At 71.5% G+C, this 25159-nt stretch carries 24 protein-coding genes; 6 read left to right on the plus strand and 18 right to left on the minus strand.

Going from position 1 to position 25159, the window contains the following annotated elements:
• Window positions 1-4: 4 nt before the first annotated feature.
• On the minus strand, window positions 5-1852 hold the full coding sequence (glmS, locus tag CRP27_RS13845; protein WP_097181237.1) for a glutamine--fructose-6-phosphate transaminase (isomerizing): 1848 nt from the start codon (window positions 1850-1852) through the stop codon (window positions 5-7).
• Between the two features lie 70 nt (window positions 1853-1922).
• Between glmS and CRP27_RS13850 the strand changes: the two genes are divergently transcribed.
• A complete protein-coding gene (locus tag CRP27_RS13850; protein ID WP_097181238.1) occupies window positions 1923-2408 on the plus strand; it encodes a glutathione peroxidase in 486 nt (161 codons plus the stop codon).
• A 105-nt stretch (window positions 2409-2513) separates the two neighbouring features.
• Complete coding sequence (coaA, locus tag CRP27_RS13855; RefSeq protein WP_097181239.1) at window positions 2514-3458, plus strand: type I pantothenate kinase; 945 nt, start codon at window positions 2514-2516, stop codon at window positions 3456-3458.
• A gap of 133 nt (window positions 3459-3591) precedes the next feature.
• On the opposite strand, the gene glmM is transcribed toward coaA, so the two are convergent.
• From glmM to truA, 6 genes are all read right to left on the minus strand, one after another.
• Complete coding sequence (gene glmM, locus CRP27_RS13860; protein ID WP_097181240.1) at window positions 3592-4965, minus strand: phosphoglucosamine mutase; 1374 nt, start codon at window positions 4963-4965, stop codon at window positions 3592-3594.
• A gap of 22 nt (window positions 4966-4987) precedes the next feature.
• Complete coding sequence (rpsI, locus tag CRP27_RS13865) at window positions 4988-5473, minus strand: 30S ribosomal protein S9 (RefSeq protein WP_079237360.1); 486 nt, start codon at window positions 5471-5473, stop codon at window positions 4988-4990.
• A gap of 38 nt (window positions 5474-5511) precedes the next feature.
• The gene (gene rplM / locus CRP27_RS13870) at window positions 5512-5958 is read right to left on the minus strand and encodes a 50S ribosomal protein L13 (protein ID WP_022906970.1); all 447 of its coding nucleotides are present in this window, start codon (window positions 5956-5958) and stop codon (window positions 5512-5514) included.
• A gap of 240 nt (window positions 5959-6198) precedes the next feature.
• On the minus strand, window positions 6199-8874 hold the full coding sequence (locus CRP27_RS13875; RefSeq protein ID WP_097181241.1) for an ExeM/NucH family extracellular endonuclease: 2676 nt from the start codon (window positions 8872-8874) through the stop codon (window positions 6199-6201).
• Between the two features lie 134 nt (window positions 8875-9008).
• Window positions 9009-9755: an MBL fold metallo-hydrolase gene (locus CRP27_RS13880; protein ID WP_097181242.1), complete on the minus strand. Its 747-nt coding sequence runs from the start codon at window positions 9753-9755 to the stop codon at window positions 9009-9011.
• The gene (gene truA, locus CRP27_RS13885) at window positions 9752-10657 is read right to left on the minus strand and encodes a tRNA pseudouridine(38-40) synthase TruA (RefSeq protein WP_097181243.1); all 906 of its coding nucleotides are present in this window, start codon (window positions 10655-10657) and stop codon (window positions 9752-9754) included. The genes CRP27_RS13880 and truA overlap by 4 nt, the downstream gene beginning before the upstream one ends.
• A 288-nt stretch (window positions 10658-10945) precedes the next feature.
• Here truA and CRP27_RS13890 point away from each other — a divergent pair, with 288 nt between their 5' ends.
• The gene (locus CRP27_RS13890) at window positions 10946-11935 is read left to right on the plus strand and encodes an ATP-binding cassette domain-containing protein (RefSeq protein ID WP_097181244.1); all 990 of its coding nucleotides are present in this window, start codon (window positions 10946-10948) and stop codon (window positions 11933-11935) included.
• On the plus strand, window positions 11932-12756 hold the full coding sequence (locus CRP27_RS13895) for an ABC transporter permease (protein ID WP_097181245.1): 825 nt from the start codon (window positions 11932-11934) through the stop codon (window positions 12754-12756). Before CRP27_RS13890 ends, CRP27_RS13895 begins: the two co-directional genes overlap by 4 nt.
• Here the strand turns inward: CRP27_RS13895 and CRP27_RS13900 are convergent.
• Entirely contained in the window at window positions 12738-15947 is a 3210-nt protein-coding gene (locus CRP27_RS13900; protein ID WP_097181246.1) for a BTAD domain-containing putative transcriptional regulator, read from the minus strand. The two genes, CRP27_RS13895 and CRP27_RS13900, sit on opposite strands and share 19 nt — an antisense overlap.
• 81 nt (window positions 15948-16028) lie before the next feature.
• Here CRP27_RS13900 and CRP27_RS13905 point away from each other — a divergent pair, with 81 nt between their 5' ends.
• On the plus strand, window positions 16029-17159 hold the full coding sequence (locus tag CRP27_RS13905) for a hypothetical protein (RefSeq protein WP_141399773.1): 1131 nt from the start codon (window positions 16029-16031) through the stop codon (window positions 17157-17159).
• Window positions 17160-17172: 13 nt separating this feature from the next.
• Here the strand turns inward: CRP27_RS13905 and CRP27_RS13910 are convergent, their stop codons facing one another.
• The 9 genes from CRP27_RS13910 to infA all read right to left on the minus strand — a co-directional run bounded on the left by CRP27_RS13910 (window position 17173) and on the right by infA (window position 22594).
• Window positions 17173-17661 carry an SRPBCC family protein gene (locus CRP27_RS13910; protein ID WP_097181248.1) on the minus strand — a complete coding sequence of 163 codons (489 nt, stop codon included), beginning with the start codon at window positions 17659-17661 and terminating at the stop codon, window positions 17173-17175.
• Between the two features lies 1 nt (window position 17662).
• Window positions 17663-18019, minus strand: coding sequence for a helix-turn-helix transcriptional regulator (locus tag CRP27_RS13915; RefSeq protein ID WP_097181249.1), 357 nt, complete (start codon window positions 18017-18019; stop codon window positions 17663-17665).
• Between the two features lie 38 nt (window positions 18020-18057).
• Window positions 18058-19176: an aromatic acid exporter family protein gene (locus CRP27_RS13920; protein ID WP_097181250.1), complete on the minus strand. Its 1119-nt coding sequence runs from the start codon at window positions 19174-19176 to the stop codon at window positions 18058-18060.
• A 209-nt stretch (window positions 19177-19385) separates the two neighbouring features.
• The gene (gene rplQ / locus CRP27_RS13925; RefSeq protein ID WP_097181251.1) at window positions 19386-19970 is read right to left on the minus strand and encodes a 50S ribosomal protein L17; all 585 of its coding nucleotides are present in this window, start codon (window positions 19968-19970) and stop codon (window positions 19386-19388) included.
• Between the two features lie 66 nt (window positions 19971-20036).
• Window positions 20037-21032: a DNA-directed RNA polymerase subunit alpha gene (locus tag CRP27_RS13930; RefSeq protein ID WP_079237370.1), complete on the minus strand. Its 996-nt coding sequence runs from the start codon at window positions 21030-21032 to the stop codon at window positions 20037-20039.
• A gap of 208 nt (window positions 21033-21240) precedes the next feature.
• On the minus strand, window positions 21241-21639 hold the full coding sequence (gene rpsK / locus CRP27_RS13935; protein ID WP_017885507.1) for a 30S ribosomal protein S11: 399 nt from the start codon (window positions 21637-21639) through the stop codon (window positions 21241-21243).
• A gap of 9 nt (window positions 21640-21648) precedes the next feature.
• Window positions 21649-22023: a 30S ribosomal protein S13 gene (gene rpsM, locus CRP27_RS13940; RefSeq protein ID WP_058728274.1), complete on the minus strand. Its 375-nt coding sequence runs from the start codon at window positions 22021-22023 to the stop codon at window positions 21649-21651.
• Between the two features lie 162 nt (window positions 22024-22185).
• Window positions 22186-22302, minus strand: a complete 117-nt coding sequence (gene rpmJ / locus CRP27_RS13945; protein WP_022903266.1) for a 50S ribosomal protein L36 — start codon at window positions 22300-22302, stop codon at window positions 22186-22188.
• Window positions 22303-22372: 70 nt separating this feature from the next.
• Window positions 22373-22594, minus strand: a complete 222-nt coding sequence (gene infA / locus CRP27_RS13950) for a translation initiation factor IF-1 (protein WP_017885509.1) — start codon at window positions 22592-22594, stop codon at window positions 22373-22375.
• Between the two features lie 290 nt (window positions 22595-22884).
• Here infA and CRP27_RS13955 point away from each other — a divergent pair, with 290 nt between their 5' ends.
• A complete protein-coding gene (locus CRP27_RS13955; protein WP_176505611.1) occupies window positions 22885-24150 on the plus strand; it encodes an LCP family protein in 1266 nt (421 codons plus the stop codon).
• Between the two features lie 171 nt (window positions 24151-24321).
• Here CRP27_RS13955 and map read toward each other — a convergent pair whose 3' ends face one another.
• Window positions 24322-25155 (minus strand): type I methionyl aminopeptidase, encoded by an 834-nt coding sequence (gene map, locus CRP27_RS13960; RefSeq protein ID WP_097181253.1) that lies wholly within the window; start codon window positions 25153-25155, stop codon window positions 24322-24324.
• Between the last annotated feature and the right edge of the window lie 4 nt (window positions 25156-25159).

A 25159-nucleotide genomic window follows, 5' to 3' on the forward strand; every position in this document is an offset into this window, starting at 1 on the left:
CCGACTACTCGACGGTGACCGACTTCGCGAGGTTGCGCGGCTGGTCGACGTCGAGGCCCTTGGCCGCGGCGAGCTCCATGCCGAACATGTGCAGCGGCGCGACCGCGAGCAGCGGCTCGAACAGCGGCGTCGCGAGCGGGATGCGCAGGACCTCGTCGGCGAAGGGCAGCACGGCGGCGTCGCCCTCTTCGGCGATCGCGATCACCCGGGCACCGCGGGCGCGGATCTCCTGGATGTTCGAGACGACCTTCGGGTGCAGCGAGCGCGGGTCACGCGGGGACGGCACGATCACGAAGACGATCTGGCCGGGCTCGATCAGGGCGATCGGCCCGTGCTTGAGCTCGCCTGCGGCGAAGCCCTCGGCGTGGATGTACGCGAGCTCCTTGAGCTTCAGCGCGCCCTCGAGCGCGATCGGGTACCCGACGTGGCGGCCGAGGAACAGGACGCTGCGGGTGTCGGCCATCCAGCGGGCGAGGTCCTTGATGCCGGACGCGTCGTCGATGGTCTGCTGCAGCTTCGGCGCGAGCCCCTCGAGCTCGGCGACCTGCTCGGCGATCTGCTCGGCCGTCAGCGTGCCCCGGAGCGTGGCGAGGTGCAGCCCGAGCAGGTACAGCGCGACGCCCTGGGCGATGAAGGCCTTCGTCGACGCGACGGCGACCTCGGGCCCGGCGTGCGTGTAGATCACCGCGTCGGACTCGCGCGGGATCGTCGCGCCCTGGGTGTTGCAGATCGAGAGGACCTGGGCGCCCTGCTCACGCGCGTACTTGACGGCCATGAGCGTGTCCATGGTCTCGCCGGACTGGCTGATCGACACCACCAGGGTGCGCTCGTCGAGCACGGGGTCGCGGTAGCGGAACTCGTGCGCGAGCTCGACCTCGACCGGGACGCGCGCCCACTGCTCGATGGCGTACTTGCCGAGGATGCCGGCGTACGCGGCGGTGCCGCAGGCGATCACGATGACACGGTCGACGGTGGCGAGGCGCTCGGCGATCGGGTCGAGGTCGGACAGGGTGACGGCGCCGTCGTGCACGCGGCCGAGGATCGTCTTCGCGACGGCCTCGGGCTCTTCGCTGATCTCCTTCGCCATGAAGGAGCTCCAGCCGCCCTTGTCGGCGGCGGAGGCGTCCCAGTTCACCTCGAACTCGGACGGCGTCGCGGGGGTGCCGTCGAAGTGGATGACGTCGACGCCGTCGGGGCGGATCGTGGCGATCTCGTCCTGCCCGATGGCGAGCGCACGCTGCGTGTACGCGACGAACGCGGCGACGTCCGAGCCCATGAAGTTCTCGCCGTCACCGAGGCCGACCACGAGCGGGGAGTTGCGGCGGGCACCGACGACGACACCCGGCTGGTCGGCGTGCACGACGAGGAGCGTGAACGCACCCTCGAGCCGCTGCACGGCCTGCTGCATGGCGCCGGTCAGGTCGCCGGTCTCACGGAAGGACCGTGCGACGAGGTGCGCGGCGACCTCGGAGTCGGTCTCGCTGAGGAACTCGACGCCCTCGGCCTGCAGCTCGGCGCGGAGCTCGGAGAAGTTCTCGATGATGCCGTTGTGGATGAGGGCGAGCTTGCCGCCGTCCGCCAGGTGCGGGTGCGCGTTGCCGTCGGTCGGCCCGCCGTGGGTCGCCCAGCGGGTGTGACCGATGCCCGTGCCGCCGTCCGAGATCGGGTGCGACTCGAGCTCGTCGACGAGGGCCTGGAGCTTGCCCGCCTTCTTCGCCGATGCCAGCTCGTGCGACCCGTCCACGACGGCGATGCCCGCCGAGTCGTAGCCGCGGTACTCGAGCCGACGGAGACCACCGAGGAGCACGTCCTGGCTGCTGTTGCTGCCGACGTAGCCGACGATTCCACACATGGCATCGATCCTACGGTCTGCCTGGGCGCCCACCCTGCGAAGCAGCAGGGCTGGGGATAACGTTTGGGACATGGGACGGTTCGATGACATCGCGATCACGACACTGCACGGCGAGGACACCACGTTCGGGGCCTACGCGGACAAGGCGGTGCTCGTGGTGAACGTCGCCTCGCGGTGCGGCCTCGCCCCGCAGTACGAGCAGCTCGAGGCGCTCCAGAAGGAGTACGGCCCTCGGGGCTTCACGGTCCTGGGGTTCCCGAGCAACCAGTTCCTGCAGGAACTCGGCACATCAGAGGCGATCGACGAGTACTGCTCCACCACGTGGGGCGTGACCTTCCCGATGTCCGAGAAGGTCAAGGTCAACGGCAAGGGCGCCCACCCGCTCTACCAGGCCCTCAAGGAGACGCCGGACGCCGACGGCAAGGCCGGCCGCGTCACGTGGAACTTCGAGAAGTTCCTGGTCGCACCGGACGGCACCGTCACGCGCTTCCGCCCCACCACGAAGCCGGACGCGCCGCAGGTCATCGCCGCGATCGAGGCGGCACTGCCCGCCTGACCCGCGCCGTCCTGCGGACGCGCACCGAGCACTGGACGGGAGGCCCGGATCACGTGAGCCGGTCGGCTCACGTGATCCGGGCCTCCCGTCTGTACGCTCGTTCCCATGCCGATCCCGGAGACCACCGTCGCGCACCCGACCCCCTTCGTGGAGATCCCGCGCGCGGAGTGGTCGCAGCTCGCTCCGAAGGAGCACCTCTCCCTCACCGAGACCGAGATCGTGCAGCTGCGCGGGCTCGGCGACCGGCTGGACATGCAGGAGGTGCAGGAGGTCTACCTCCCGCTGTCGCGCCTCCTGACGCTGTACGCGGCCGGTGCCAGGAACCTGCACGCCGAGACGAGCCGCTTCCTCGGGGAACGCGCCGGACGCACCCCGTTCGTGATCGGTGTCGCCGGGTCGGTCGCGGTCGGCAAGTCCACCGTCGCACGTCTGCTCCGCGAACTGACGAAGCGCTGGCCGGACACCCCGCGCGTGGAACTCGTGACGACCGACGGGTTCCTGTACCCGAACGCCGAACTCGAACGCCGCGGGATCATGGACCGCAAGGGCTTCCCGGAGTCCTACGACCGCCGCTCGCTGCTGCGGTTCGTCAGCCAGGTGAAGAGCGGCGCGACCGAGGTCCGGGCGCCGTACTACTCGCACCTCGTCTACGACATCGTGCCGGACGCCGAGATCGTCGTGCGACAGCCGGACGTCCTCATCGTCGAGGGCCTCAACGTGCTCGCGCCGCCGGTGCACGGGCGACTCGCACTGTCCGACCTGTTCGACTTCACGATCTACGTCGACGCGAAGACGAAGGACATCGAGGCCTGGTACGTCGACCGGTTCCTCGCCCTGCAGGAAGAGGCGTTCGCCAGCCCGGACTCGTTCTTCCACCGGTTCGCGTCGCTCTCCCGCGAGGACGCGATCGACACGGCGACCCAGGTGTGGCGGGCCATCAACGAGCCGAACCTCATCGAGAACGTGCTGCCGACGCGCTCCCGGGCGACCCTCGTGCTGAAGAAGGCGGCGGACCACAAGGTGTCGTCGGTGCTGCTCCGCAAGATCTGAGCGGCCGGGGTCGGGCCGGGTCGGTTCGGGCCGGGGTCGGCGTCGGTTCGAACCGGTCCCGCACAACCAAAGTCCGTCCGAACCGCACGATCGCGCGGTTCAGACGGACTGTGGTTGTGCGAGCCGGCGGCGCCTACGCCGCGTCGAGCGCCAGACGCTCCTGCACCACGGCGGCGAGCTCGTCGGCGATGCGCTGGGCGTCCTCCTGCGAGGCGGCCTCGACCATCACGCGGACGACCGGCTCGGTGCCCGACGGACGCAGCAGCACGCGGCCGGTGTCCCCGAGCGAGGCGGAGGCGGCAGCGACAGCGTCCTGCACGCCCTGGTCGGCGAGCCCGTGCCGATCGACGCCGCGCACGTTGAGGAGCACCTGCGGGAAGACCGTCATGCACGAGGCGAGCTCCTGCAGCGACCTGCCCGTCCGCGCCATCTCGGCGACCAGGTGCAGCCCCGTGAGAATGCCGTCACCCGTCGTCGCGAACTCGTTGAAGATCACGTGGCCGGACTGCTCGCCGCCGAGCGAGAACCCGCCCTCGTTCATCTTCTCGAGGACGTAGCGGTCGCCCACGGCGGTCTGCTCCACCGTGATGCCGGCGTCCGCCATCGCCCGGATCAGTCCGAGGTTCGACATGACCGTCGCGACGAGCGTGTCCGACACGAGGTGTCCGCGCTCCTTGAGCGACAGCGCGAGGATCGCCATGATCTGGTCGCCGTCGATCGCGTTGCCGGCGGCGTCGACCGCGAGGCAGCGGTCCGCGTCGCCGTCGTGCGCGATGCCGACGTCCGCGCCGTGCGACAGGACCGCACGGGCGAGGTTGTCGATGTGGGTGGACCCGACACCGTCGTTGATGTTCATGCCGTCCGGGTCGGCCCCGATCAGCGTGACCTTCGCCCCGGCGTTCACGAAGACCTCGGGCGAGACACCGGCGGCGGCACCGTTCGCGCAGTCGAGCACGACGTGCAGGCCGTCGAGCCGGTGCGGCAGCGTACCGAGCAGGTGGACGACGTAGCGGTCCTCGGCGTCGGCGAAGCGGGTGATGCGACCGACCTCGGCGCCCGTGGGGGTGGGCGCGGAGTGGTCGTGCATGGCCGCCTCGATGCGGTCCTCGACCTCGTCGGGGAGCTTGCGGCCGCCCGCTGCGAAGAACTTGATCCCGTTGTCCGGCGCGGGGTTGTGCGACGCGGAGATCATCACGCCGAAGTCGGCGTCGATGTCCGCGACGAGGAACGCCGCGGCGGGGGTGGGGATGACCCCGGCGTCGAGGACGTCGACGCCGGCGGAGGCGAGCCCGGCCGCGACAGCGGCGCCGAGGAACTCGCCGGAGACGCGCGGATCGCGCGCCAGGACCGCGCGAGGGCGCGGTCGACCGGACGCCCGGCGGGCGTCCGCATGGTGTCCGTGTGTGAGAACGGCCGCGCTCGCCTGGGCAAGACCCAGTGCGAGCGCGGCCGTCAGCTCGCCGTTGGCGAGACCACGAACCCCGTCGGTACCGAACAGACGCGGCATTGCGATCTTCAGCCGGTGACGACTAGCGCTTCGAGAACTGCGAAGCCTTGCGGGCCTTCTTGAGACCGGCCTTCTTGCGCTCGATGACGCGGGCGTCACGGGTGAGGAAGCCGGCCTTCTTCAGGGTGGCGCGGTTGTTCTCGCGGTCGATCTCGTTCAGCGAACGAGCGATGGCGAGACGGAGCGCACCAGCCTGACCCGAGGGGCCACCACCGGTGATGCGGGCGACGACGTCGTAGGCGCCGAGGAGCTCGAGCACCTTGAACGGGTCGTTGATGAGCTGCTGGTGCAGCTTGTTCGGGAAGTAGTCCTCGAGCGTGCGGCCGTTCACCGTGAACGAGCCGGAGCCCGGCACGAGACGGACGCGCGCGATGGCCTCCTTGCGGCGCCCGACGGCACCGCCCGAGACGTTGAGGATCTGACGGGGAGCAGCCTCGGCAGCGGCGGGTGCGCTCTCCGTGGTGAAGCTCTCCGGGGTCTGGTCGAGGGAGTCAGCGATCTGAGCCATGAGTTTTACCTAGTCCTTGGAAGTCGTCGTGGCCGGAACTACTGTGCGACCTGGTCGAAGGTGTACGCCTTGGGCTGCTGCGCCGAGTGCGGGTGCTCCGCGCCGGCGTAGACCTTCAGCTTCTTGAGCTGCTCGCGACCGAGGGTGTTCTTCGGGAGCATGCCGCGGATCGCCTTCTCGACGGCGCGGGTCGGGTGCTTCTCGAGCATCTCCGGGTAGGAGGTCGCCGTGAGGCCGCCCGGGTAGCCGGAGTGGCGGTAGTAGACCTTCTTCGCGAGCTTCGAACCGGTCAGGGCGACCTTGTCGGCGTTCACGATGATGACGTAGTCACCCATGTCCATGTGCTGGGCGAAGGTGGCCTTGTGCTTGCCGCGCAGGAGCGCCGCGGCGTGGGTGGCGAGGCGGCCGAGGACGACGTCGGTCGCGTCGATGACGATCCAGTCGTGCTGGACGTCTGCCGGCTTCGGGGAGAACGTACGAGTCACAGTGGTGCTGCTTTCGTGTCGAGGTGAGGAGTCCGTGAATCCCGCTCCGGTGGGTGTTCACGCAGGAGAACCCGTGTGAACGGCCCGGTGGAGGGCTCATCTGACTGTCCGGCGCACAGAGCGCGCAGACCAAGGTGAGAGCCTACCCGACGCGGCTCGCGTTGTCGAACGCACGACAGGACGGACTGGAGGCGCGGTGCCGGCTGGCACCGCGCCTCCAGTCCGTCACGATGACGTCCGTCAGCCGAACAGGCTCCGCAACCACGCGATCAACGCGGCGAGCGCCGCGAGCGCGTCCGCCACCGGGTGACCGCCGTGCCCGGGACCGCCGTGGCCCGGGTTCCCCTGTCCCGGGTCGCCGACGCCGGGCAGGTCGATGCCGACCAGGATCGGGTCGTGGTCGCTCGCGCGGTACACGTCGTCGCGGTACAGGTCCGTGACGTTGTAGTCGTACCGGCTGTACTCCAGGCCGACCGACTCGACCGAGTTGATGTTCCAGATGTCCACGCCGGTGACGGTCCGGAGTGCGGCCTTCGAGGCGAACACGTGGTCGAGCGAGCCGCTCAGCCCGTCGAACACGTAGGACCACTCGGTGGCGTCCTTCGTCGGGCCGAGGTCGGTGTAGCCGGCGTCGTCGAGGACCTTCACCGGGTCCTCCTGGCTGTAGGCGTTGAAGTCGCCGAGCATGAACACCTTGTCGGTGCCGGCCTGCCGCTGCTGAGCGGTCGAGAAGGACACGAGCGCCTTCGCCTGCGCGACGCGGGAGGCGTTCGACGCGCCCTGCCCGTCGCCCTGGTCCGCGTCAGCGCCCTCGCCCGACCCCTTCGACTTGAAGTGGTTCGCGATGACGAGGAAGGTGTCCTTCGCGCTCGGCTTCTGCGACCCCTTGCCCGGCTTCTGCGCCGCGGGCGCGAACGCCTGGGCGAGCGGCTGTCGGGCGTTGGCGAACGCGGTGGAGTCGAGGATCGTCGAGCCGCCGACGGGCTGCACGCGGTCCTTCTTGTAGATGAGCGCCAGGCGGATGACGTCCTCGCTCGCCGGGGTCTTCGCCGGGGACTTCGCGTACGCCCAGGTGTCCTTGCCGGTGGCCGTGTTGAGCGCGGCGACGAGGGTGGCGACGGCTGCGTCGCGGTCCTTGCCGAAGCGTGCGGAGTTCTCGATCTCCTCGAGGGAGACGACGTCGGCCCCGAGGCCGTTGATCGCCTTGACGATCTTCACCTGCTGCCGGGCGAGGTCGTCCGCGTTCGCCGCACCGCGGGCGTCGCAGCCACCGCGCACCGTCACGGGGTCGCCGTCACGGTCCGTGTAGTACGTGCAGCCGGTGAGCTGGTCGCCGGTCGTCGGGAAGTAGTTCAGGACGTTGAACCCGGCGAGCCGGACGTCGCCGCCGACGTTCTCCGGCGCGGTGGTCCGCACGTTCGAGAACGCCGTCGGCAGGTCCGCCGCCGGGGTCGCACCGGTGATCGGCGCGGTGGGCTGGAACTTCCACGCGTCGTTGCGGTAGTCGAGGACGACCGGCTTGCGGAACGTCGCGGCGGCACCGACGGTCACCGGCCCCTGGGTGAGCCAGGACACCGGGATCGACTGGTTCGCGGCACTGAGGAAGTTCGTGCTCGCACCGTCGTCGAGCGTGACCGTGCGCGCCGCGTTGTCGGCGGTCACCGCGGCCGCTTCGGCGCTGCCCGGCCGGGCGACCTCGGTGGGCTGGAGGAGGCGCTGCTTCCCGCTCGCCAGCACGACCTCGCCGTACTGGTTCGTCGTGTAGTTGTCGGCGACCGTGTAGTCGCCCTGCGGGGCGACGAGCATGCTCTCGAGCGACTCGCGCTGCGCGTCCGTCCGCGGGAGGGTGATCGTGGCCGGGACCGGCTGCACGACGCCGTCCTTCGGCAGCTGCTCCAGGCCCGCGGCCGACGGGACCGTCAGCTCGGTGAGGCCGTTGAACTCGGACACGGTGCCGGTGAGCCGGACCGCGTCGCCGACCTCGACGCTCGCCGCGGTGGCTGCCGAGTAGACGAACACGGCGTCCGAGGCGGTGTGCTCCGCCAGGTCGAGCGCCCCGCCGGTGCCGGCGGTCTGGACCGTGTAGCCGTTGAAGCCGCCCGTGGCGTAGACCGCCGTGACGACGCCGTCGGTGCGGACGGTCTTGCCGACGTACGGGGAGGCGTCGCCGGTGCCCTGCAGCTGCGCGATGGTGACCTGCTCGGCCGGTGTCCCGGGGTCGGCCGGATCGGTGGGGTCGGTCGGGTCAGTGGGGTCGGTCGGCTGCGTGGTCTCGCCCGCCGCGTTCTCCGGCGTGACCGACGACGTGACCGTGAAGTCCGCGGCGTTCGAGTCGGTGTCGGTCGTGCCCTGGCGGGTCAGCGCGTCCGGGACCGAGTTCGCGGTGCCTGCCGTGGCGACCGCGGTCTCGAACGTGTTCGAGGTGCCGTACCCGAGCAGGTCGACGACACCCGGTGTGCCCGTGGTGACCGCGCCGGCGGGCAGCGACAGCGCGGTCGCCTGGTCGGCGAGCACGAGGGTGCCCGTCGAGCCGGAGGGGTTCAGGCCGGTGACGGCGTCGGGCTCAGGGAGCGCCTGACCGTTCGCGCCGTTCGACCCCATCTGCACGAGGTAGGTGCCGTGCGCGGGGACGGAGCCGCTGAGCCTGCCCACCGCGGGGGCACCGGAGCTCGTGGCGGCGCGGTACTGCACCGACCAGCCGTCGACGCTGACGGCGGTGTCGGTGGGGTTGCCGAGTTCGACGAACTTGTTCGTGAACGGCTGGTTCGCACTGCCGCCCTTGAGGTAGGCCTCCTCGATGACGAGGCCGGTGCCGGCGGGGTTCGCGCTGGCAGTGGAGACGGAGACGAGTGGTGCGGCGACGAGCGCGGCGGCAGCGGTGGCGCACAGCAGAGTGCGCCCGACGGATCTGTGCATGCTCGCACGCTACCGACCTGCAGGGGCCCTCAGGTTTCCGGCTGGTGAACGATCCGTTCCACCCCCGCTCGGGGGCGGCGGCCGGGCGCCGTCACGCTCGGCGGCGGGACGAGACTCGGGCCGTTCCGAGGCCGTCAGGAACCGATCGGCAGCCAGGCCGACCCGACCCGGTGCACCGCCGGCCCGTGCCCCGGGAGCAGGATCTCCGGGATCGGCAGGGCATGCGCGGACTCCAGCGCGCGGTCCTGGTCGGCGGTGAAGAACGGCGTGATCATCCGCGGCCGCGGCGACCACGACGCGGGCTGTGTGTCGTGGTGGCTCACGACCGCGTCCCCGGTCACGATCGCGTTGGCGGCGGGCAGCAGGTACGCGGTCGACCCGGCGGTGTGCCCGTCGGCGGGGAACGGCGTGACGGCCCTCCCGTCGAAGTCCGCCGCGGTGAACGCTCGAGCGGACGGCACCGCGGTGGGACGGAGGGCGTCGGACCGGATCGCCCGCGTCAACCACCGCAGCACCCGCGGAGATGCCAGCCGCCCGCCGATCTCCGCCGGCGTCACCTGCTGCCGTGACGGCCCCCGGACGTTGTCGAGCTCGTCGGCGTGCGCGAGCACCTCGACGTGGGGGTACCGCGCCAGGATGCCGGGGATCCCGCCGACGTGGTCGACGTGCCCGTGCGTGACGTACACGCGGCGCAGGTCGTCGAGGTCGTGTCCCGCGTACCGCACGGTGTCGAGCACGAGGTCGGTGTCGGCCGGGTAGCCGGCGTCGATCAGGGCGACGCCGTCCTCCTCGGCCAGGACGGCCCAGTTCGAGACGGGTCCCTCGACGAACACCACCCCGGGTGCGACGGACACGACGGAGCGGGGTTCGCGGGAGGTCATCCCCCGACGCTACCGTCGCCGTCGGACGCTCCGCGTCGCGCACGCGTCTGCGTCGCCCGGGCGGCGAGCTCCTCGTCCGCCGGGTACCCGACCTCGGTCAGCGTCAGGCCCTTCGCGGGCGCGACCTTGAACTCGCTGGTCCGGGTCTCGGCGACACGCAGCTCCTCGAGCCGGTCGGCTCCGAACCGTCCCTCGCCGACGGCGATGGTCGCCCCCACCATCGCGCGCACCATGGAGTGGCAGAAGGCGTCTGCCTGGAGGCGCGCCACCAGCACGCCGTCCGGCTCGCGGTCCCAGCGGAACTCCTGCAGCGTCCGGATCGTGGTCGCGCCCTCGCGCGGCTTGCAGAAGGTCGCGAAGTCGTGCAGCCCCAGCAACCGCAGCGCCCCGCGCTCCATCGCCGCCGGGTCCAGTCGCGTCGGGTGCCACACGGTGTGCCCCCGTCGACGTGGATCGCGCGGGGCGTCGGCGTCCGCGATCCGGTACGAGTAGCGCCGCCAGAGCGGGGAGAACCGGGCGTCGAACCCGTCCGGTGCGACCGAGGCCCGGGTGACGACGACGTCCCCCTCCGGTGCGGCGATGCCGTTGAGGCGTTTCACGAGGGACTCGAGCGGCGAGCGCTTGGCGCCGAGGGCCTCCCACTGCGACGGGGACAGGTCGACGTGGGCGACCTGTCCGGTGGCGTGCACCCCGGCGTCGGTGCGGCCGGCGACGGTGAGCAGCGGGGGTTCGCCCCAGCGGGTGAAGACGGTGGCGAGCGCCGACTCGAGCGCACCCTGGACGGTGCGGAGTCCAGGTTGCCGCGCCCACCCGGAGAACGCGGCGCCGTCGTACGCGATGTCCAGCCGCAAGCGGGTGTCACCAACTGCAGCACCGCTCTGGGAGCCAGCCGTCTCGTCCACGCGACCACCGTACCGGCGGTGCGCCGCGCCTCCAGTCCGTCGGCCGCCGCACGTCCGCACAACCGAACCCGCCCAGCACCACGCGATTCCGTGGCGCGAGCGCACTCCGGTCGTGCCGACCCGGTCAGCACCGCCGGGCCCGACCCAGCCTGCGCCGCCGGTCCGAGCGCTCTCACGCGCCCCGGCCGACGACGTCAGCGCAACGTCAGTGCCGCGTGAGCGGCCCGCGGCACCATCGTCCTCGACATCGACGAACCACGTCGAGTCACCACGAAAGGACCTGCGCGAATGACCACCACACCGCTCGCGGTCGAGGCCACCGGCCTCGTGAAGACCTTCGGGACGAACCGCGCAGTGGACGGTGTCGACCTCCGCGTGGAGGCCGGCACGGTCTACGGCGTGCTCGGCCCCAACGGCGCCGGCAAGACCACCACCATCTCGATGCTCGCGACCCTGCTCAAGGCGGACGCCGGCGAGGCCCGCGTCTTCGGCCACGACGTCCGGCGCGAGGCACAGCTCGTCCGCTCCCTGATCGGCGTCACCGGTCAGTACGCGAGCGTCGACGAGACGCTCAGCGCGACCGAGAACCTCGTCATCTTCTCGCGGCTGCTCGGGCTCAGCCGTGCCGAGTCGAAGCGGAAGTCGGTCGAGCTCCTCGAGCGCTTCGGCCTGACCGAGGCCGCGACCCGCCCTCTGAAGAACTTCTCCGGCGGCATGCGCCGGCGGCTCGACCTGGCTGCGAGCCTCATCGCGCAGCCGCCGCTCATCTTCCTCGACGAGCCGACGACGGGCCTCGACCCCCGCACCCGTGCGCAGATGTGGGACACGATCCGGGAGCTCGTCGCGACCGGTTCGACGGTCCTGCTGACGACGCAGTACCTCGACGAGGCAGACCAGCTCGCCGACCGCATCGCCGTGATCGACCACGGCCGCGTGGTCGCCGAGGGCACGGGTGACGAGCTGAAGGCCTCCATCGGCTCGAGCTCGCTCCAGCTCCGGTTGACCGACGCCCTCCGGCTCGACGCCGCGCGCGCGATCGTCCGGAACACCCTTGGTGTCGACGCGGTGGCGAGCCCCGAGGGCTCGCGCCTCACCGCGCCGATGTCCGACCCGGACCGCGTGACCGACCTGCTCGTGTCGTTCCGCGAGGCCGGCATCTCCCTCGCCGAGATGAGCGTGCAGAAGCCGACGCTCGACGAGGTCTTCCTGACCATCACGGGTGCGCCGGCCACCACCGACGCCTCCGCCGACGCCGACCTCGAATCGAGCCTCGCATGACCACCATCGCACCCACCACCAGCCCTCGCGTCACGCCCCGCCCGGGGATCGGAGCGACGGGACTCGGCGCCACGATCCGGCAGTCCTTCACGATGGCGTACCGCGGCCTGGTGAAGGTCCGACGCACGCCGGAGCAGCTGTTCGACGTGACGCTCATGCCGATCGTCTTCACCGTGATGTTCACGTACATCTTCGGCGGCGCGATCGCCGGCGACATCGGCAGCTACCTGCCCGTGATCATCCCCGGCATCCTCGTCCAGACGAACATCACGTCGTCGATCGTGACCGGCGTCCAGCTCCGCGAGGACATGGACAAGGGCGTGTTCGACCGCTTCAAGTCGCTCCCGATCGCCCGCATCGCCCCGCTCGCCGGTGCGCTGCTCGCCGACACCGTCCGCTACGCGATCGCCACCGCCATCACGTTCACGGTCGGCATCATCATGGGTCTCCGTCCCGAGGGCGGTGCGGCGGCGGTCGTGCTGGCCGGCGTGCTCGTGATCGTGGTCGCCTGGTCGATCAGCTGGATCTTCGCCTACTTCGGCGTGATCGCCCGCACCGCGTCGAGCGTCTCGGGCATCGCGAACCTGGTGCTGTTCCCGCTGACGTTCCTGTCGAACGCGTTCGTCCCGACCGACACCCTGCCCGGCTGGCTGCGCTGGTTCACCGAGGTCAACCCGATCTCCCACCTCATCACCGCCGTCCGTGAGCTGATCAACCACGGCGCCGTCACCGGCGACCTCTGGATCAGCCTGCTCGGTGCCGCCGTGGTCGTCGCGGTCTTCGCTCCGCTGACGGTCCGCGCCTACATGCGGAAGGCGTAGCGGAGCTCCTCGAGCAGCAGCCTCGCCTGCGCGACGGCCTCGGTCCGGTCCCATCCGGCCGAGGCCGTCTCGGCGTCCGCGACCGGCCCCTCGCCGACCGCGTCGACGAGGAGCGGCCGGAGCCGTGCGTGGGCCAGCACCGCGAAGTCCTGCCGGGTGCCGAAGCGCATCGCGGTACCCCAGCACCGAGCAGCCGCTGCCGGGCGGCCGCTGCGCGCCGCCGCCACGGCGAGTCCCGCGAGCGTCGTGCCGAGCACGGGCAGGTCGAGCCACCACGGGTGCACGCGGATCATCACGAGCGCGGCGTTCCGGATGCGGCGAGCGACCGCGCGTTCGTCGGCCTGGAGGCACGGTGCGGCTCCGTCGGCCGCGCGCAGCGCCGCCTCGTCGACCGCCGCGATCCGTGCCGCGCCCGCCATCACGGTCCAGTGCGGCGTCGCCTTCCGGTGCGGCAGGACCCAGTCCCACGCGGCCGTGTACTGCGCAGCGGCGCCGTCGAGGTCGCCCTCGAACCGGAGGCACTCCGCCCCGATCGCGACCGCGAGCACCCCGATCTGGGAGCGGTCGCCGTCGAAGCCGCCACGCCCCGCGACCGGTCGGTGCTGCAGCTCGGCGGCGATCGACCGGGCGGTGTCCACGGCTCCGGTGGCGGCCGAGCACAGTCCGACGGTCCAGCCGATCTCGTACAGGTCGTCCTCGGCGCCGAAGCGCTCGAGCTGTTCCCGCGCGCTCCCCGCGTTCGCGAGGGCGTCCGCGTACCGGCCCGTCTGGGCGAGGAGCTGGGTCATGGTGACGGCGACGGTGCCGATCGTCCACGCGTCGGCGGTGCGCTCCGCGAGCGTCTGCGCCCGGGTGGCGTACCGGAGCGCGGCCTCGAACTCGCCGTCGTTCTCGGCGAAGGGCGCGCTCAGCATGTTGGCGGTGCCGGCCACGCCCTCGTCGGGGTCGTCGCGGAGCCGCTCGAGCAGTGCGGTGCCCGCTGCCGGGCGCCCGAGGGTCAGGAGCAGGGCGGCCTGCGCGTCGAGCACCGGGAAGCCCGTCGTCCCGGCGCGACGGAGCCGTCGGAGCGTGGAGATCGCCCACGCGGCGGTCCGGCGGTCGTCGAACACCGAGGACGCCCCGGCGACGACGAGTCCGACGTGCACCGCGGCGACGTCCTCGGCAGCGGGCGGCGCCGAGCGCAGCACCGCGACCACGTCCGACGCGATCGCCGTGACCTCGCCGTGCGCGCCCCGGAGCGTCCAGTAGGCGCCGAGCGCGGCGAACACGTGCGCGGTCGCCGAGGCGTCGTCGGCGCGGAGGCTCCAGCGGAGCAGGGTCACGAGGTTGTCGGCCTCCCGCTGGACCTCGCGGAAGCGACCGAGCTGCTCCGGGCCGGTGAGCGTGAAGAGGTTCCGGGCTGCGGCGAAGTCCCGCCCCCAGCGGATCATCGCCGTGCGCACGGCCTCGGTCGCGCCGCGCTCGTCGAGCCGTGCGGCGCCGAACTCGCGGACGGTCTCGAGCAGGCGGTAGCGGACCGGCTCCCCCTCGACCTCGACGAGCTGCACGAGCGACTGCTCGACGAGTTCGGCGAGGTCGTCGAGCGCATCGTCGCGTCGGTCCTGAGCTGCCACGGACTCGACGGCGTCGACCGCCAGGCCGTCCGGGAACAGCGCCAGACGCGTCAGGAGGTCCTGCGCACCGGCGTCGAGCAGGCGCCAGCTCCACTCGATGACCGCCTGGAGCGTGCGGTGCCGTTCCGGTGCGCTCCGGTCGCCGCCCCGGAGCAGGGCGAACCGGTCGTCGAGCCGGCGCTCGATCTCGTCGATGCTCATCCCCCGGATCCGCGCGGCGGCCAGCTCGATCGCGAGGGGCGACCCGTCCAGCCGCGTGCAGATGCGGCGGACGGTGTCGACGGGCAGCACGGCACCGGGTCTGGCGGCCCGGGCGCGCTCAGTGAAGAGTCGGACCGCGGCGCCGTCGGCCTCGACCGGCAGGGGCGCGAGGGGCGCCACGACCTCGCCGGCGATCGCGAGCGGGGCGCGCGAGGTCGTGAGGATCCGGAGGTCCGGGATGCTCGCGAGCAGGTCCGCGGCGAAGCCGGCGACGTCGCCGACGAGGTGCTCGCAGTTGTCGAGGACCAGGACCGTCGGGGCCTCCCCGAGCGCCCGGCCGACACGCACCCGCAGGTCGGCGACGACGACGTCCCGCAATGCCCGGGCCGAGCGGAACTCGGCCACCCCGAGCAGGGCGCCGAGCGCGGGGACGACGTCCTCGGCGGTGGCGATCGGCGCGAGCTCGAACACCACGACGCCGGTGGTCGGCGGCACCTCGGCGGCGACCGCCTGCGCGAGGCGGGTCTTGCCCAGCCCACCCGCACCGAGGATCGTGACCAGCCGGTTGCGGGACAGGAGGTCCGTCACGGCGGCGAGGTCCTCCTGTCGTCCGACCAGCGTGTTCGGCGCGGCCCGCAGCCCCACCCGGCGAGCGCGACCGGAGTCGGCGGCGGACCGGCGGAGCAGTTCGGCGTTCAGCCGCACCAGGTCGGCCGAGGGATCCGCACCGAGTTCGTCGGCGAGGCGGTCCCGGTGCGTCGCGAACGCGGCGAGCGCCTCGGCGGTGCGACCAGCCGCGACGAGGGCGCGCATGCACCCGGCGACCGCGACCTCGTCGAACGGGTTCGCCTCGGACTCGGCGAGCCACAGCGCAACCGCTTCGCCCGCGTCCCCGCGGTCGAGGAGGAGTTCGCCGAGCCGGCGTCGGAGCGCGCGGCGAGCAGCGACGGCGCGGTCGGCGAGCGCCGCACCGAGGTCCCCGTCGACGTCCGCTCCGGGGTCGCCCCGCCACGCGTCGAGCGCTGCCCGGACCGTCGCGACGTCGTCGCTGGACGCCGCGTGCTCGGCCGCCGTGAGGTCGACCGAGCCCGGGTCGACCCCGAGTGCGTACCCGGTGCTGGTCGAGACGACGACGCCGTCGGCGGTGCTGCGCCGGAGCCGGGAGACGAGGGTCTGCAGCGCCGCACGCGCACCGCGTGGCTGGTCGTCCCCCCAGAGCTCGTCGATGAGCGCCTCGGTCGTCACGGCGTGTCCACGCGCGAGCACCAGCGCGACGAGGAACGAGCGTGCGAGGGCTCCCGGCACGGCGCTCGGACGCCCCTGCTGGTCCTCGACCTCGACCGCTCCGAGGACGGCGACACGAGTCAGGACGGGCACGTCCCGAGTCTAGGTCGAGCGTTGTCGGATCGTGATGGCTCCCGAGCGCCGCGGAGCGCACCCGCCACCTAGCCTGTGGGGATGCACACGTTCACCCGGGGGGTCGTGGGGGCTGCCGTCGCCCTCGCGTCGATCATCGTCATCACCGGCTGCTCGGTGCCGAGCACTCCGACCGCCGAGGTCAGCGCCTCGACTGCACCGACCGGCACGCCGGCTCCGACCGACGCCGCGACGACGGTGGACTTCGGTCCCACCCCGGACACGACCGGGCGCCTCGCCTGCTCGACGGCGTTGCCGGACGACCTCGTCGCGGCCCTCGTGCCCGGGCTGCGCGCCGTGGACACCCTGACCGACTCGGCGCACATCGCCGGGTCCGAAGCGTTCGTCCCCGGTGCCGGCGGGATCGTCTGCGACCGGTCGAACGGCGTCGCACCGCTCGACGACCACGTGCCGGGGCGCACCGGGGAGGCCCTGTTCGAGGGCGTTCGTCTCAGCGTGCTGCCGGACGCCCGAGCCGCCCTCGCCGAGCACACCGAGTACAACGGCGGCGGGACACCGACCGCCTGCGGGGCGAGCGACTCCGCGCGGGTGTACTGCACGGCCGACGTGCTCGCGGGCAGCGCCTGGGTGCACCTCGCCTCGACTCGGCTGCAGGACGACGCCGATGCCACCGCCGAACAGGCGCAGCCGGCGTTCGACGCGCTCCTGTCCGCAGTGGTCCGACAGGTCTCGGGATCGCCGCTCGGCACGGCGTCCGACGAGACCTCGACGGACGACGGCTCCATCACGACGTGTGACGCGGGGAACGTGAACGCCGTCACCGCCACCGAACTCGCGGTCGGACCGTTCGTCAACAGCAGCACCGCCCCCGAGGCCGACGACTTCGCCCGGAACCGCGTGGGCGGCGCCTCGTGCGTCTTCATCGGCACCGCCGGGTCGTACCCGACCGCGGACGCACTCTTCGCGCAGGTCCCCGACGCCGGGTGGATCGTCCAGCGACGGCTCGCGGCCGGCACCGTGGCGCGCGCCGAGCGCCTGGACGTCGACGGGCTCGGTGCGCGGGATGCCGCCTGGCGCACCTGCGACGACGACGCCTGCACGGTGGACGTCGTGCAGGACGGCGACTGGACCCACTACGTGCTGTTCCGCCGAGCCGCCCCGGACGCGAGCGGCGCCATCGCGCGGTGGGTCGCGTCCTCGTTCGGCTCCTGATCGCCCGCCGCGGTCACTCGCCGCGGTAGCGCGCCCGCAGCTCGGCGTACCGCGCGTCCCAGTCGAACGCCGCGATGCCGCCGAGGTCCCCTGCGAGGTCGAGTTCGAGGAGCTCGAGGTACGTGTGCCACCCCGGCGCGTAGTCCCGCCCGCCGACGCCGTCGTGCTCGAGTCGGAGTGCCGCGCCGTCCGCCACGGGCTCGACCGTGACGGTGATCGTCGTCTCCTGCTCCTCGCTGGCGTGCCAGGTGGTCGTGAACGTGCGCGGGGCCTCGCACGCCGTGACCGTCCCCTCGGTGAAGACCGTGCCGTCGTCGTACCGCGCGAGCCAACGGCCGCCGACCCGGAACTCCCCTTCGTACGGGGCCATCCAGCGCGAGAGCCGTTCGGGGTCGGTGACGGCGTCCCAGAGGTCCTCGGCGGTCGTCGGGTAGGTCTGGGCGAAGCGGATGAGGTACCCGCCGGAGGGCGAGGCCTCGACGGTGCCGTCGGTGGTGCGCATGTCAGTGCTCCTCGGGGTGGACGTCGGTCGGTGTGCCCGGAGCACGACGACCCCGGGTGATCTCGGTCGTGAGGGCGTCGAGCCGCTGCCGCCAGAGGGCGCGGTACCGTTCGACGGCGTGGTCGAGTTCCTCGACGGCGCGGGGTTCCAGTCGGTAGACGCGTGCGGTCCCCCGTGGTGCCGCCGTGGCGAACCCGGCGTCGCGCAGGACGCGCAGGTGCCGGGAGACCGCGGGCTGGGAGATGCCGAACTCCGCCCCGATGACGTCGGTCAGCGCACCGGCCGTCCGGTCCCCCTCGGCGAGGAGTTCCGTGAGCCGGCGTCGGACGGGGTCACCGAGGACGTCGAAGGCGTGCACACCGCAACTCTATAACCGCGGTGTTATGAAGTCGAGGGTCAGCCGCGTGGCGCCCCGAACGCCGACGGCCCCGTCCGCGTGTCCAGGTCCGCGGTGGCACGCCGCTCGGACTCGACGATCCCCCGGAGCGCGACGAGCGCGGCCGAGGTGACCGCGACGTGCGACGGGTTCTCCCGCGACGCGTCGAGCGCTCGTTCGACCTCGGCGATCGCGTCGTCACCCGCTTCCTCAGGGCACTCGCCCCGGATCATGCACGCCAGCTGCCGCATCGCCTTCGACAGCGGCTCCGCGAACGCCGGGTCCGGACGCCCGAGGCCCTCGGACACCGGTCCGGACCGGGCCACGAGCTCGGTGAGGTCCGTCGTGTACCAGGCCACCCGCTCCAGGGCACGGAAGCGCGCACCGTCCTTCGCGAGCCGGGCGCGCGATCCGCGGAGGGCCCCACGCGGATTCAGCCGTCGACTCTCGTGCGCGATCGACACCCGGGACCGCACGTCGGCGATCGCCCGATCGAGCCGGTCCTGCTGCCGGTCCCACGCCTTCTCGTCGCGCGTCCCGTCCTCGAGCACCCCGGCGAGTCCGTCGAGGTGGTCGGCGAGGACCCCGTTGACCGCGTCGATGCGGTGCTCGGCGTCCCAGAAGTGCAGCGGCGGGAACACGAGGAAGTTCACGAGGAGGCCGACCACGACGCCGACGGCCATCTGCACGAGGTACCCGAGCGAGTACCCCTCGGCGTGTGCTCCTCCGACGAGCAGGACGAACAGCGCCGCGGTGGACACCCACGAGCTGCCCTCCCCGAGCACCCGGAACCCGCCGACGAGCACCCCGATGCCCACGGCCAGCGCGACGGCGAGGAACCCCGGGTCGCCGACCCACATCGTGAACCCGGCGATGACGATGCCGAGCGCGATCCCGACCAGCGTCTGCACCCCGCTCCGGATGCCCGCGAAGACCGTCGTCTGCATCGCCACGACGGCGCCCAGCGGGGCGTAGTACGGGTACTCCGCCGCGACGCCGGGGACGTGCCGTGCGATGAACCACGCGATCACCGCGGCGGCTGCGGCCTTGGCCGCGTGCAGCAGACGCGGCTGCGTGCCGGAGGTGCGGCTCCACCGCCAGAGGCGGGTACCCAACCCCGCCACGTGCTCGAACGGCATTGCTTCCTCTCGTCGTGTCGGCCGGTCACGCTACGCCGGTCCTGGTTGGGAGACGGGGCCGAGCCGCGTTCTGCGGCCTGCGCCGCCGTCGGCCTGGAGGCGCGTGGCGGGCCCGCACCGCGTTTCCAGGCCGCCTTCCGGTCGCCCCCAGGACACGAGGAAGCCCCCGCAACGCACGTTGCGGGGGCTTCCTGGTGATGGTGCTGAGGTTACTTGGCGTCGTCCGACTTCTCGGCGGCGTCTTCCTCGACCTCGGCCGCAGCCTCGGTGTCGGCCTCCTCGGCGACGGGAGCGGACTCCTCGGTGGTCTCGGTCTCCTCGACCGGGGCCTCCTCGGTGCTCGTCTCGTCAGCGGTCTCGTCGGCTGCGGGCTCCTCGACCGGCGCGGCGGCGGCCGGAGCCGACTTGCGCGAGACGGGGGCCGGCGTGCTCGAGAGCGGCTCGAGGACGAGCTCGATCGACGCGAGGGGAGCGTTGTCGCCCTTGCGGAAACCGAGCTTCGTGATGCGGGTGTAGCCACCCGGACGCTCCTCGACCTGCGGAGCGATCTCGGTGAACAGCGTGTGCACGACGGACTTGTCGCGCAGGATGCTGATCACGCGACGACGCGCGTGCAGGTCGCCACGCTTCGCGAACGTGATGAGACGCTCGGCGACGGGACGGAGGCGCTTGGCCTTCGTCTCGGTGGTCGTGATGCGACCGTGCGTGAAGAGGGCGTTGGCGAGGTTGCTCAGGAGCAGGCGCTCGTGGGCGGGGCCGCCACCGAGGCGGGGGCCCTTGGTGGGCTTCGGCATGTCAGTTCTCCAGTGGTGAAAGTGTTGCGCGCTGCGTCAGCGGCGCGCGTGCGCGTGAGCGCGAGGTCAGTTGTTGGACTCGTCCTCGTCGTACCCGCTGTAGAAGTGGGCGCCGTCGAATCCGGGGACGGTGTCCTTGAGGGACAGGCCGAGCTCGGTGAGCTTGTCCTTGACCTCGTCCACCGACTTCTGACCGAAGTTGCGGATGTTCATGAGCTGCGTCTCCGACAGGGCGACGAGCTCGGACACCGTGTTGATGCCCTCCCGCTTGAGGCAGTTGTAGCTGCGGACCGACAGGTCGAGGTCCTCGATCGGGGTCTGCAGCTCGTTCGAGAGCACGGCGTCGACCGGCGCGGGGCCGATCTCGATGCCCTCGGCCGCCGTGTTGAGCTCACGGGCGAGCCCGAACAGCTCGACGAGCGTCCGACCGGCCGACGCGATGGCGTCGCGCGGCGTGATGGCCGGCTTCGACTCGACGTCGACGACCAGGCGGTCGAAGTCCGTGCGCTCACCGGCACGCGTCGCCTCGACGCGGTAGGTGACCTTCAGGACCGGCGAGTAGATCGAGTCGATCGGGATCTGACCGGCCTCGCTGAACTCCGAACGGTTCTGCGTCGCCGACACGTAGCCACGGCCACGCTCGATCGTCAGCTCGAGCTCGAAGCGCGCGGTGTCGTTCAGGGTCGCGATGACGAGGTCCGGGTTGTGGATCTCGACGCCGGCCGGCGCGGAGATGTCCGCGGCGGTGACCTGACCGGCACCCTGCTTGCGCAGGTACGCCGTGATGGGCTCGTCGTGCTCGCTGGAGACGACCAGGCTCTTGATGTTGAGGATGATCTCGGTGACGTCTTCCTTGACACCGGGAACGGTGCTGAACTCGTGGAGGACGCCGTCGATGCGGATGCTGGTGACAGCCGCGCCGGGGATCGAGGAGAGGAGCGTGCGGCGCAGCGAGTTGCCGAGGGTGTAACCGAAGCCCGGCTCGAGCGGCTCGATGACGAAGCGCGAGCGGAACTCGGAGATCGATTCCTCGGTCAGGGTGGGGCGCTGTGCAATGAGCACTGTGGGATTCCTTTCGGCGGAGTGTCCGCTATATGACACTCGGCGGTACGACGGGGCCGGCCGGGCCCCGACGGGTCTGTTGAGTTGTGATCACGCGCACGCGCTTGCCAGGACGGCATGACCTGCGCGATCGAACGACCAGGAATGGCCGCAGGCCCTGCCCGACCCCGTCAGGGGACGAGCAGGGCGCGGCCGGTTGCTCCTCGCGTCAGACGCGACGGCGCTTGGGCGGGCGGCACCCGTTGTGCGCCTGCGGCGTGACGTCGTTGATCGAGCCGACCTCGAGGCCAGCGGCCTGGAGGGAGCGGATCGCGGTCTCGCGGCCCGAGCCCGGACCCTTCACGAAGACGTCGACCTTCTTGACGCCGTGCTCCTGCGCCTGACGCGCAGCGGACTCGGCGGCGAGCTGCGCCGCGAACGGCGTCGACTTGCGCGAACCCTTGAAGCCCACGGCACCCGAGGACGCCCAGCTGAGGACGGCACCCGACGGGTCGGTGATGCTGACGATCGTGTTGTTGAACGTGCTCTTGATGTGGGCCTGGCCCACGGCGACGTTCTTCTTCTCCTTGCGGCGCGGCTTGCGCGCGGCAGTCTTGGGGGTAGCCATCGGGGTCTCCTATCGAGCCTTCTTCTTGCCTGCCACGGTGCGCTTCGGTCCCTTGCGGGTACGCGCGTTGGTCTTGGTGCGCTGACCGCGCACCGGGAGACCACGACGGTGGCGAAGACCCTCGTAGCTACCGATCTCGACCTTGCGGCGGATGTCGGCTGCGACCTCACGGCGGAGGTCACCCTCCACCTTGAAGTTGCCCTCGATGAAGTCACGGAGGGCGACGAGCTGGTCGTCGGTCAGGTCCTTGACGCGGATGTCACCGGAGATACCGGTCTCGGCGAGTGCCTGGACCGCGCGGGTACGGCCGACGCCGTAGATGTACGTGAGTGCGATCTCCACGCGCTTCTCGCGCGGGATGTCGACGCCTGCTAGACGTGCCATGTGATGGCTGCTCCTGTTGTCGATGGAGGTGTGGAGCAGTACCGGTGCTCGGGCCTCCGACCCGAGGTGTCCCCGCTCGCGCGGTTCTTGGTACTGCGTTCGATGTTGAGTTGTGGTTCCTGCGCAGGCCGCCCGAGGGCGATCCGCATCAGGCAGCCGGGACTAGCCCTGGCGCTGCTTGTGACGCGGGTTGCTCTTGCAGATCACCATGACGCGGCCCTTGCGGCGAATGACACGGCAGTGCTCGCAGATGGGCTTGACGCTGGGGTTGACCTTCATTGTTGTTTCCTCGTGCTCGCTGGCTTCGTGCCCGGCAGGGTTGCCGAGCCGTTCCTTTCCAGCTCGCGGATCACTTGTAGCGGTAGACGATCCGGCCGCGGGTCAGGTCGTACGGGCTCAGCTCCACGATCACGCGGTCCTCGGGGAGGATCCGGATGTAGTGCTGGCGCATCTTCCCGGAGATGTGCGCGAGGACCTTGTGTCCGTTGGTCAGCTCAACGCGGAACATCGCGTTGGGCAGAGCTTCGAGCACCGAGCCCTCGATCTCGATGACGCCGTCTTTCTTGGCCATAGCCTCACTGTCGCTTGGTTGGATTACCGGTGTGATCCCCGAGCCGGTCTGCGGGTCGGGCGCCACGCCAAGAAGGCATGGCACACCAAAGATCGATCTTATGTGGTAAACCCAGGATTGCCAAGTGGAGGCCGCGAAGTCCCCACGTCTGGGGCTTCACAGACGTGCCTGAGCGTTCCACAGTGGTTTGTCGGCAGCCTCCGGGCCGCCGCATGTCACCGGACCCTAGCGTGACCTGCGCAGCCTCGTCCGCGCCGCCCGATCGCGCCGGACCACCGAACGGAGACCACGTGCCCGACGCCACTCGACGCCCGCTCGCCCGCCACGGACGGCTCCCCCGCCGCCGCGGGTGGACGACGCTCGCCTCGATCGTCGCCTCGGCCCTCGCGGTCGTCCTGGTGAGCGGCACGAGCGTCGCCGCCATCGCGGGCGCACAGCTCGCCAGTGCACCGTCGACCGTCAAGCTCAGCACCGACGACCAGAGCACCGCGCAGACCGCCGACATCACGGCCATCAAGGGCGGCGCGAACATCCTGCTCATCGGCAGCGACACCCGGGTGGGGCAGTTCGACTCGGCCGACGACGTCGAGGGCGCCCGCAACGACGTCACGATGCTCATCCACATCTCCCAGGACCACCAGCAGCTCACGGCGATCAGCTTCCCGCGCGACCTGATGGTGCCGATCCCGGCGTGCACGAACCCCGAGACCGGGACGACGTACCCGGCCGCGACCTCCGCGCAGTTCAACACGGCACTCGGGAACGGCGGCGTCTCGTGCGTGGTCGACACCGTCGAGAACCTCACCGGGCTGAGCATCCCCTACGCCGGCCTCATCACCTTCGACGGCGTCATCGAGATGTCGAACGCGCTCGGCGGCGTCGACGTCTGCGTGGCAGAACCGATCAACGACACGTACACAGGCCTGCACCTCACCGCGGGGTCCCACAACCTCGAGGGATCGGACGCACTCGCGTTCCTCCGCACCCGGCACGGCGTCGGCGACGGCAGCGACCTCGCCCGCATCAGCTCCCAGCAGGTGTTCCTGTCGGCGCTCCTGCGGAAGGTGACCTCGGACGGCACCCTGTCGAACCCGATCACCCTCTACAAGCTCGCCGGTGCCGCGCTGTCGAACATGACCCTGTCGGACGGCCTCGCGCAGGCACGCACCCTCGTCGGACTCGCCGGCGCACTCCGCGGCATGAGCACCGCGAACATGCTCTTCGTGCAGTACCCCGTCGCGGACGACCCCGCCGACAGTGCGCGCGTCATCGTCGACCAGGACGCGGCGCACACCCTCAACGTGGCGCTGCAGAACGACCAGAAGACCTCGTTGACCGACTCCAGCACGGGCCGGGCGTCCGAGGAGTCCGGCACCGCGAGCGGCACGGCGACCACGGCCCCGTCGACGGGCACCTCGACCGGGTCGAGCGGGTCCTCGTCGGGCACGAGCACGGGGGCGGCCACGAGCACGGCGACCGCCTCGTCGACGCCGCTGCCCTCGTCGATCACCGGGCAGAGCGCCTCCGAGGAGACCTGCTCCGTCGGCAACAACTGAGCCGGCTCGCGCGCGCTGCGCGCGGGTGCGCACGCCGACGACAGGTGCTCGCGGTCCACGGCGAGCAGACGTCGTGGACGTGCGCAGACGGCGGACGGGAGGCGCGTGGCGGGGTCGCACCGTGCCTCCAGGCCGGCAGGCGCGAACGCCGCACCCGCCTGGAGGCGCGACCTACGGGATCGGGACCGGCGTCACACCCAGCGGGGCCAGGCCGGCAGCGCCGCCGTCGGCGGCGGTCAGGACCCAGATGCCGTCCGCGTGGACCGCGATGCTGTGCTCCCAGTGCGCGGCGTCCGAACCGTCGAGCGTGCGGACGGTCCAGTCGTCGTCGTCCGTAGAGCTGTCGATGGTGCCCGCGGTGACCATCGGCTCGATCGCGACCACGAGCCCCGGACGGATCGCCGGACCCGCACCACGGACGCGGTAGTTGAAGACCGGCGGGTCCTCGTGCATGGACCGGCCGATGCCGTGACCGGTGTAGTCCTCGACGATGCCCCAGGCGCCCGTCTCGTCGATGGCGTCCTCGATGACGGCGCCGACCTCGTGCAGGTTCCTGGCGTGCGCCAACGCGGCGATGCCGTGCCAGAGCGCACGCTCGGTCGTGTCGCAGAGCGTCTGCCGAGCCGCTGTGACCCCGGCGTCGCCACCTGGCACGACCACGGTGAACGCGCTGTCCCCGTTCCACCCGTCGACCTCGGCACCCGCGTCCACGGACACGATGTCGCCGGGCTGCAGCACCCGGTCGCCGGGGATGCCGTGCACGATCTCGTCGTTCACCGACACGCAGAGCGTGTGCCGGTAGCCCGGCACCAGCTGGAAGTTGGGGATGCCCCCGCCGTCACGGATGACCGCCTCGGCGATCGCGTCGAGCTCACCCGTCGTGGTGCCCGGACGGACCGCGTCGCGGACCGCCGTCAGGGCGGCCTCGGTCAGCAGCCCCGGGCGCACCATGGCGCGGAGCTCGTCGGGGGTCTTGTAGATCGAGGGCTTGCGGAACCGGACCACGCGG

The sequence above is a fragment of the Curtobacterium sp. 314Chir4.1 genome, from assembly GCF_900215175.1.
In the GTDB taxonomy this organism is placed as follows: domain Bacteria; phylum Actinomycetota; class Actinomycetes; order Actinomycetales; family Microbacteriaceae; genus Curtobacterium; species Curtobacterium pusillum_A.

Coding starts and splice junctions, on each gene's coding strand:
- CRP27_RS13910 (WP_097181248.1), bottom strand. CDS start 17,661: ATGCGCACCACCGACGGCACCGTCGAGGCCTCGCCCTCCGGCGGGTAC.
- rpmJ (WP_022903266.1), bottom strand. CDS start 22,302: ATGAAGGTCAACCCCAGCGTCAAGCCCATCTGCGAGCACTGCCGTGTC.
- coaA (WP_097181239.1), top strand. CDS start 2,514: ATGCCGATCCCGGAGACCACCGTCGCGCACCCGACCCCCTTCGTGGAG.
- CRP27_RS13875 (WP_097181241.1), bottom strand. CDS start 8,874: ATGCACAGATCCGTCGGGCGCACTCTGCTGTGCGCCACCGCTGCCGCC.
- CRP27_RS13895 (WP_097181245.1), top strand. CDS start 11,932: ATGACCACCATCGCACCCACCACCAGCCCTCGCGTCACGCCCCGCCCG.
- rpsI (WP_079237360.1), bottom strand. CDS start 5,473: ATGGCTCAGATCGCTGACTCCCTCGACCAGACCCCGGAGAGCTTCACC.
- CRP27_RS13890 (WP_097181244.1), top strand. CDS start 10,946: ATGACCACCACACCGCTCGCGGTCGAGGCCACCGGCCTCGTGAAGACC.
- glmM (WP_097181240.1), bottom strand. CDS start 4,965: ATGCCGCGTCTGTTCGGTACCGACGGGGTTCGTGGTCTCGCCAACGGC.
- CRP27_RS13920 (WP_097181250.1), bottom strand. CDS start 19,176: ATGCCGTTCGAGCACGTGGCGGGGTTGGGTACCCGCCTCTGGCGGTGG.
- infA (WP_017885509.1), bottom strand. CDS start 22,594: ATGGCCAAGAAAGACGGCGTCATCGAGATCGAGGGCTCGGTGCTCGAA.
- rplQ (WP_097181251.1), bottom strand. CDS start 19,970: ATGCCGAAGCCCACCAAGGGCCCCCGCCTCGGTGGCGGCCCCGCCCAC.
- CRP27_RS13880 (WP_097181242.1), bottom strand. CDS start 9,755: ATGACCTCCCGCGAACCCCGCTCCGTCGTGTCCGTCGCACCCGGGGTG.
- rpsK (WP_017885507.1), bottom strand. CDS start 21,639: ATGGCTACCCCCAAGACTGCCGCGCGCAAGCCGCGCCGCAAGGAGAAG.
- glmS (WP_097181237.1), bottom strand. CDS start 1,852: ATGTGTGGAATCGTCGGCTACGTCGGCAGCAACAGCAGCCAGGACGTG.
- rpsM (WP_058728274.1), bottom strand. CDS start 22,023: ATGGCACGTCTAGCAGGCGTCGACATCCCGCGCGAGAAGCGCGTGGAG.
- CRP27_RS13850 (WP_097181238.1), top strand. CDS start 1,923: ATGGGACGGTTCGATGACATCGCGATCACGACACTGCACGGCGAGGAC.
- CRP27_RS13905 (WP_141399773.1), top strand. CDS start 16,029: ATGCACACGTTCACCCGGGGGGTCGTGGGGGCTGCCGTCGCCCTCGCG.